This window comes from Microvirga pakistanensis (assembly GCF_004458765.1).
Lineage (GTDB): Bacteria > Pseudomonadota > Alphaproteobacteria > Rhizobiales > Beijerinckiaceae > Microvirga > Microvirga pakistanensis.
In genome coordinates, this window is sequence record NZ_SPJX01000237.1 from 1 (window position 1) to 6,398 (window position 6,398).

At 61.0% G+C, this 6,398-nt stretch carries 7 protein-coding genes and 2 pseudogenes; 6 read left to right on the forward strand and 3 right to left on the reverse strand.

What is annotated here, in order from left to right; genetic code table 11:
- Positions 1–111: 111 nt before the first annotated feature.
- From E4K09_RS14130 to E4K09_RS14140, 3 genes and pseudogenes are all read left to right on the forward strand, one after another.
- Positions 112–527: pseudogene (locus tag E4K09_RS14130) on the forward strand (cytochrome P450); the annotation flags it as partial.
- Positions 528–785: 258 nt separating this feature from the next.
- On the forward strand, positions 786–995 hold the full coding sequence (locus E4K09_RS14135) for a hypothetical protein (RefSeq protein ID WP_134498040.1): 210 nt from the start codon (positions 786–788) through the stop codon (positions 993–995).
- Positions 996–1,188: 193 nt separating this feature from the next.
- Positions 1,189–1,548: a cupin domain-containing protein gene (locus E4K09_RS14140; protein WP_134498042.1), complete on the forward strand. Its 360-nt coding sequence runs from the start codon at positions 1,189–1,191 to the stop codon at positions 1,546–1,548.
- 74 nt (positions 1,549–1,622) lie between these two features.
- On the opposite strand, the gene E4K09_RS30205 is transcribed toward E4K09_RS14140, so the two are convergent.
- The 3 genes and pseudogenes from E4K09_RS30205 to E4K09_RS30215 form a co-directional block, all read right to left on the reverse strand.
- Positions 1,623–2,660, reverse strand: coding sequence for a DNA topoisomerase (locus tag E4K09_RS30205; RefSeq protein ID WP_342211351.1), 1,038 nt, complete (start codon positions 2,658–2,660; stop codon positions 1,623–1,625).
- A 95-nt stretch (positions 2,661–2,755) separates the two neighbouring features.
- Positions 2,756–3,358, reverse strand: a pseudogene (locus E4K09_RS30210) (DNA topoisomerase); the annotation flags it as partial.
- Positions 3,359–3,376: 18 nt separating this feature from the next.
- Complete coding sequence (locus tag E4K09_RS30215) at positions 3,377–4,051, reverse strand: toprim domain-containing protein (RefSeq protein ID WP_244610494.1); 675 nt, start codon at positions 4,049–4,051, stop codon at positions 3,377–3,379.
- 374 nt (positions 4,052–4,425) lie between these two features.
- On the opposite strand from E4K09_RS30215, the gene E4K09_RS14150 reads away from it, so the two are divergent.
- The 3 genes from E4K09_RS14150 (at position 4,426) to E4K09_RS14165 (ending at position 6,157) form a co-directional block, all read left to right on the forward strand.
- Positions 4,426–4,686, forward strand: a complete 261-nt coding sequence (locus E4K09_RS14150; protein ID WP_134498044.1) for a hypothetical protein — start codon at positions 4,426–4,428, stop codon at positions 4,684–4,686.
- A gap of 153 nt (positions 4,687–4,839) precedes the next feature.
- Complete coding sequence (locus tag E4K09_RS30220; RefSeq protein ID WP_244610496.1) at positions 4,840–5,019, forward strand: hypothetical protein; 180 nt, start codon at positions 4,840–4,842, stop codon at positions 5,017–5,019.
- A 352-nt stretch (positions 5,020–5,371) separates the two neighbouring features.
- On the forward strand, positions 5,372–6,157 hold the full coding sequence (locus tag E4K09_RS14165; RefSeq protein WP_134498048.1) for an ion transporter: 786 nt from the start codon (positions 5,372–5,374) through the stop codon (positions 6,155–6,157).
- Positions 6,158–6,398 lie beyond the last annotated feature (241 nt).

A 6,398-nucleotide genomic window follows, 5' to 3' on the forward strand; every position in this document is an offset into this window, starting at 1 on the left:
GCGTGGGCAATGATCTCGGATGGGAAGCGATGGCGCTTGTAGCTGACAGGTTTGATCATGCCGGCCCATCTACACGGCTTGCTCTCATGCCTGAGTTAATGTGACGATGCCCTGACCTACACGCGGGCGGTGCTGGATGAGGTCATGCGTCTCTACCCGCCAGCCTACGTGATCGTACGCGCGGCCCGACAACGGGATACAGTGGCCGGTGTTGAAATGAAGCCCGGCGATCTCGCGATCGTCGCCCCCTGGCTTCTACACCGGCACCGCAAGCGCTGGCAGGAGCCGGATGCGTTCATCCCGGAGCGCTTTCTGCCGAGCGTCCCAGCGGTCGACCGGTTCGCGTATCTGCCCTTTGGTGTCGGGCCTCGCGTGTGCGTTGGCGCTCACTTCGCCCTCACAGAGGCCACTCGGTTTTGGCTGAGCTCATGCGCTCGTTCCGGATCGAGCTGATGACGACGCGACCCGTTGTGCCCGTTGCTGTGGTCACCACTCAGCCTGACCACGCACCACAGTTCCACCTGTAACCTCGATAGGTCTTGGCCGCTGCGAAGATGTATTTGCGGACCCGAGGGAACTCTCTACGTCAACGAGTAGATATCAGCCGAGAGGAGCAAGTCATGGCGAGGACTACCAAGTCAGTCAGCCGAACCCGTACGGCAGAGCGGGGAGCTTCCAAGAAAGGCACCGGCAAACGAGCAGCCGCTCGGCGAGAAGGCGTGGAAAGAGGTGCTGTGAAACGGGGAGCCAATAGAGGCGCAACACAGCGACGAGGCTCGCGAGCCGTGCTCGAAGTAAAAGGTTGGACCGTCAACTTTGTCTCCTGGGAGTCCATCCAATTCGAGGTGGATGCCGTGAGCATCGACAGCAGCGGAACGGTGACATTCTCTTTGTTCGGGAACGACGTGCTGTACGTCTCCGCCGCCAACTACAATTTCATCATGGAAACGAGTGAGCCTCTCGAGAGCAAGGAGGAGGAGAGTGAAACCGATTGATAGGTCAATGTTGTCGGGGCAAGGCGTGTTTGGACGATGACCTGTTTCCCCACCGGCAGATGATATGGCACTTCGACTCCCGCCTCTTGGCTCACCACATGGGATTTGGTAGGAAGGTGAGCGGCGTGCATTCAACCGGGCCAATGAGACAAGTAAATGAAGCGCCTCAAGTGCGAGAACGGATTTATCAGCGATGCTGACTGCTGCCGGAAACATCTTCGAACACGTCCTTCGCGATGCGGTGGACGAGGAATTCACGGAGCTCATTGCCGCGGAAGGTGTTAGAATCGAGCGCATTGTCTCTACAGGGCAGGCAAGTCCGCCCGGATTCTGGTACGAGCAAGAGTGGTCCGAGTGGGTGCTGTTGCTCTCTGGATCCACTGGTCTTCTGTTCGAGGGCGAACCCACTCCCAGAGAACTGAAACGGGGGGATTACCTGCTGATTCCGGCGGGGAGACGCCATCGGGTTGAATGGACAGACGTGACGGAGCCGACGATCTGGCTTGCTGTTCACTATGGCCTGTTGCCCCGCAGTGAGTCATTCAAAACCTAAAGCAGCTCGATACATTCATTAACACCTGGATCACGCACTCTTTCGATCTCTTCGGCAGACGTGTGGGGCGACGCTTATCCTGATGGTTGGGTAGGACTGGCAGGACGCGCTCGTGCACGGCCTCGGGTCGATCCACCTTTGGCTGCTATGGATCGCTTGGTTGCGGGAGTTTCAGTACGACTCTTGCGAGGACTATCACTCGCAACCGCAGGTGAACGGTTCTTGCGGGTTGTGGTTTTACTCCCGTCCTCTGCTTTCATTGCATGACGTGAGGCATGTTCGTCGAGAAAAGCCCTGCAGGCTGCAAAGTCTGTCGCGATCGCTGGTGGGCACTCCACACCGTGTTCTTCAGCCAATGCTCGTGCATAGCGCACCATCGCTTCACTTGGAGGGCGAGGGCCATTCTGAGGCCAGTGTTCTCCCGCCTCCGATGATCGTGCTGGCGCATGCTGGTCCAGGAAGGACCGGCAGATGGCAGCATTGCTCTTCAGACCACGAGGCAGCTTTAGCCCCTTGCGGGCCGCAAGGGACGTGGAAAAGGCAATCATGGCCTTGGTTGGTGGCTTCTCAGCCAGCGCAAAACTCACAGGAACTGTCGTAGGATCAACGGCAACCGTCTGCGACCGCGCGATGGCCCCGATCAATTCTTGCACGCGGGCACGCGTCCGCTCCTGATAGGAGGCGGCCCGACGAACGGCCTCGTCCGTTGTGAATGCTCGTCCAATCTCGGCGAGATCAGCCTCGAACATTGCCCGGCCGACAGGGTCACCATAGCTGGGGAAGACGCGACGAACGGCTGCAATGAATGCAAGCCCGACTTCCGTGACCTGGATCGGCGGATCCTTGCCTTTCAGCAGGTCAACATACTGGCTCTTCTGCAGCTTTGGCAGGATCGTGTCACGCGTCGCCGCAGTCCCAAGGCCTTTGGGTTCGTTCGGGTTTACGGGATTTTCCAGAGCGGCTTTGAGCATCGGGTCTTCGACCTGATCGATGAGGCGCCCCATGACGACCGGCAGCTCGCCACGGGTGATCCTGCGTGGCGGCTCGGTCTTGGCTGTCTCGATCCAGACATCGGCTGCTCTCCCAGGCTCACTGTCGCGGACGAGCGGCAGGCGCCCGTTGTGGTGGGCTCCTCATCCGGCTTGGCTTTGCCCGGAACAGCCTCGTTGTCCTCGTCGGCCTTGGCCCCATAGACGGCCCGCCAGCCCGGCGACTTGATCACGCTGCCGCTGACCGAGAACCGCTTGGGGCCAAGTGGTGTTGGGACCTGCACAGCGATCGTGGTGCGCGCATCGATGCCGTCGGGCAGGTGGGCCGCCAGGAAGCTCTTGGCCACCAGTTCCCATAGGCGAAGGTGATCTCCGGTGATGCTGCCGGGCTGGGGCACCTTGCGCAGCGGCACAATGGCGTGGTGCTCGCCGGCATCCTTGACGTAGTGACCCTTGTTGCCCTTGCGGAACACGGGGTCACCCGCGGCTGGTACGAGACTTGCAAGATCGGACAAGATGCCGGCGACGCTCTCAATGACCGTGCTTGCATCTCCAGTCTGACACTCGGGCAGGTGCTCGGACTCGGTGCGGGGATAGGTCAGGTAACCCTGATCATAGAGGTCCTGGGCGAGTTTGGCCGTGTGCTGTGGATCCCAGCCGAACCGCTTGGCGCAGCGGCGGGCAAGAGTGTCCTTGGAGAACAGGCGCGGGGGCGACCGGCGCACATCCTTCTGCTCGACCCCGAGCGGCCCCAACCAGGAGGCGGCGGCCTGCTGGATGGTCTCGGCGACCTGCTTGTCGAGGATTTTGTCTTTCGGCACCAGCGTCCGTGATGACGGTCAGAGCGATCTTGAAATAATCCTGCGGGACGAAGTCGCGGAAGTGCTTCTCCAAATCCGCCAGGATTGCAAGCGTTGGCGTCTGCACGCCGCCAAAGCGCCAGGGCTCCCGAAGGCAGGCGGGCGCAGCCGCAAGGAGATGGCGCGGGTGCCATTGAGCCCCAGGTGGTCTTCATATTTGCGGCAGAGGGCCTCCAGGTAGGCGGCGTAATCCCGCTCGCCGGAGTCAGGCTCCTTGGCCATCGCCGCGAAGGCTCGGCGGATCGAGACCTCATCGAGGGCCCCCAGCTTGAGACGACCCACCCGACCTCTGTACCCGAGATGCTCGAGCACCTCCCAGGCAATCATCGAGCCCTCCCGGCCCGGATCGGTGGCGATGATCACCCGATTCACGCCCTGGAGCGCCTGCTCGATCGCCTCGACCTTGGGCTTGTGCGACTGGCCGGAGCGGTTAGTGTCGTATGTGACCGGAATACGCTTGAGCACGATCGGGAGGGTATCGAAACGCCACGACTTCCATTCGTCCCGTATGGTGCCGGGCTCCTCGGCCGCCAGGAGGTGCCCCTCGGCCGAAACACAGATCGTGCTCGGCGATTTGAAGAACCGCTGCAATCGGCGCATAGCCGAGGGCTTCTCGAAGAAGAACAGGGTGCGCGATGCTGAATGAGTGGTCATGACCCGGGGCAGCTTGATCGGAACGAAAAGAGAACACTGCCTCTTGGGCTGAGGTCGGTCAATGACTGGGGCGGTCCAGAGAAATGGTCCGTCAGCGCTCTTTTCAGGAAGAGGGGCAACCGCCGTATCAGAGGTTGGGCGGAGCTAGCGACCCATTGTACCTTGGGAGACCGGGAAAACAGCTGCCTGGGCTCTGATCCCGCGGTGTTCTAGATCCCACCGCGGGTCATCCCTTGAACAGGCCCTCTCTGGGACAGGCAGGGATGGGCCTTTATGATTCACCAATCGGACCAAGGCCGAGAACCTGACTGTCCGACGTGAATGCGACAGGATTCTCGCTTGCTCGACCTGTCGTCGGGAACGAGGATTGCCTCATGCTCAAACTCCTTCATCGCATCCGACAGTTGTTCCGCCGGCGGCCGCCCGCTTCCGACCTGACAGTGATCGAGTACGAGGCCGTGTCTCTGATTGCATATGAGGGGAGGGCTGCTTACGAGCGAGCGCGGGAGCAGGCGGAGTACTGTCTCAGTCGAGGGAGCGAGACAGGCTGCCGGTTCTGGTCAGAGGTAGCCGTTGAGGTCGCCCGCCGGACAGGCAAGGTGAACACGGGAAGGGCGAAGGAACAGCCGCGGTAAGTAAGCCTTGCTATGGGTTTCGTCTACGCGGTTTGTAGCTGACGGGCTCGCTCATGGCAGCCGGTCTACACGCCTCGCTCTCACACCCGAGTTAACGTGACAACACCGCTGCCGGAGCTGGTCGAGCTGTTTCTGTCGCGCCCGCTCGTGACGGTGCCGCTCGGGGCCAAGCTACTGAAGGTCACCCCCAAGGCCGTCGACCGGATGCTGGCGCAACTCGGTGCGCCCTGCCAAGGGAGCTCACCGGCCGTACCCACTACAGAGCATGGGGCATCGTCTGACGATACCCGTCTCCGTTGTGATCGTGCGTCATCAGCTGTTCATCTGCCGTGATCTAAAGCTCCGTCCCGTTCTCGGGAACGGTGGCTATGTTTGTTTGGGCTCCAGCTGTTGCATTCCTCATCTCCCTCGTGGCAGTCGGCCCCCTGCGGGAGAGCGCACCCACGTGGGTTCAGTCCGGGGCTGAACTGGTGGCGGTGATCAGCCTCTTTGCCTTGGTGTGCCTGCTGGAATCCAGTGACAACAATACCGACCGTTCCAACCCAGCCGCCTGACCGGAGCACCTCTCGTTACAAAGACGCTTAGCGCCCCTTCCGCTGGGCTAAGGCCACGCTTACCTATAGAGGTGCCGCGTCCTGCAGGCTGCCAGGCAGGCTCCATCCCTTACGACTCTGAGAAGACGACCATGCTGGAACGATTGTTGAAAGACCCTCGGACCGAGCGCGTGATCCTGACGCTCATTATCATCAATGCCGTCACCTTGGGCCTCGAGACCAGCCCCTCGGCCAGGGCGGCGTTCGGTCCTGTGCTGATTTCCATCGACCGGATTGTTCTAGCCATCTTCGTGCTGGAGCTGGCTGCCCGCCTCGTGGTCCACCGCCTCTCCTTCTTCCGCGATCCCTGGAGCGTGTTTGACCTTGCAGTGGTCGGGATCGCGCTGGTGCCTGCAACGGGAGCCCTGTCGGTGCTCCGCGCACTGCGGGTCTTGCGGGTGCTGCGCCTGATCACCGCCGTACCCTCGCTCCAGCGGGTGGTTGGCGGGCTTGTCTCCGCCTTGCCCGGCATGGGCTCGATCACGCTCCTCCTAGCGCTCATCCTTTATGTTTTTGCCGTAATGGCGACAAAGCTGTTCGGCCAGACCCACCCGGAGCAGTTCGGCTCGCTTGGCGCCACCGCCTATTCGCTCTTTCAGGTCATGACCTTCGACGATTGGAGCGGGGGCATCGTGAAGCCGCTGGCGGAGCACCATCCTTATGCCATTGCCTTCTTCCTGGTCTTCATCCTGCTGTCGACCTTCATGGCCCTGAACCTGTTCATTGGCGTGATCGTGAATGCGATCGATGCCGAGACGGCGGAGGATGCGCCGAAGCTGACCCACCCACCTGGGATCGATGAGCGACTTATCGCCGAAATCGGGTCCCTGCGGGCGGAAATTGCCGAACTTAAACGGCACCTGAGCAGGGCCGCCTGATCGGCTCGGAATAACAGATCGCCTAGACTGGTCCAAACTGCGTGGCGATCTGATCTCCTCGGTGTGGCTGTGGAGCGTCGCCTGAGGCAGGCATCGTTTGGAAACAAACTGCAGACTACCGTGTTGTGATCTGACTGGGTGGAATTGGACCAGGTTGATTGAGAGAGTTGACCTGGAACCAAGGAGCTCAAGATGCCGAAGAAGAGGTTCAGTTCGGAGCAGATCATCGCCAAGTTGCGCC

Bases quoted from the DNA above. Each gene is read 5' to 3' on its own strand.
- E4K09_RS30215 (WP_244610494.1), bottom strand. From the start codon at position 4,051: ATGACCACTCATTCAGCATCGCGCACCCTGTTCTTCTTCGAGAAGCCC.
- E4K09_RS14150 (WP_134498044.1), top strand. From the start codon at position 4,426: ATGCTCAAACTCCTTCATCGCATCCGACAGTTGTTCCGCCGGCGGCCG.
- E4K09_RS14140 (WP_134498042.1), top strand. From the start codon at position 1,189: ATGCTGACTGCTGCCGGAAACATCTTCGAACACGTCCTTCGCGATGCG.
- E4K09_RS14165 (WP_134498048.1), top strand. From the start codon at position 5,372: ATGCTGGAACGATTGTTGAAAGACCCTCGGACCGAGCGCGTGATCCTG.